Source organism: Neobacillus drentensis, from assembly GCF_036962765.1.
GTDB lineage: Bacteria > Bacillota > Bacilli > Bacillales > Cytobacillaceae > Neobacillus > Neobacillus drentensis_C.
In genome coordinates, this window is sequence record NZ_JBALOS010000423.1 from 450 (window position 1) to 869 (window position 420).

Below are 420 nucleotides of genomic sequence, written 5' to 3' on the forward strand. Positions count from 1 at the left end.
AAGGCAATATACAGCCAAATAAATTTTATGTTCGGGACGACTTGGCTGGTATGAGCGGAGGTTCAGGTACGGCTGCGTTGTGGGTTTGGTATATTACTTCTAAAGATGAAATGATTAATCCAGCGGATATAACAGTTTATGGAGCAGATGGTCATCTTATTTACGGAGGAAGCAAAGAGGAATAGTGAAGGGATAACAGAATGAAAAAGTCAGGAACTAAAAAAGGATGGGAACCAAATACCAAATTTAAATCGATTAATTTAATTTTATTTGATAGGGTAATATACATCGGTTAAACAGGATTTTTAGGTGGAGTAGCCAACTTTGTTTTCACTTACTAAAAAGTCAGTTTCCGACTTTGTTTTTCAAAGTTGCAAATTATCCCTCTTATTTAACTATCCTGCTTCGTTAGTGGAACAA

1 pseudogene is annotated in these 420 nt (G+C 35.7%); it reads left to right on the forward strand.

Going from position 1 to position 420, the window contains the following annotated elements:
- Positions 1-185, forward strand: a pseudogene (locus V7137_RS30320) (hypothetical protein); the annotation flags it as partial.
- Between the last annotated feature and the right edge of the window lie 235 nt (positions 186-420).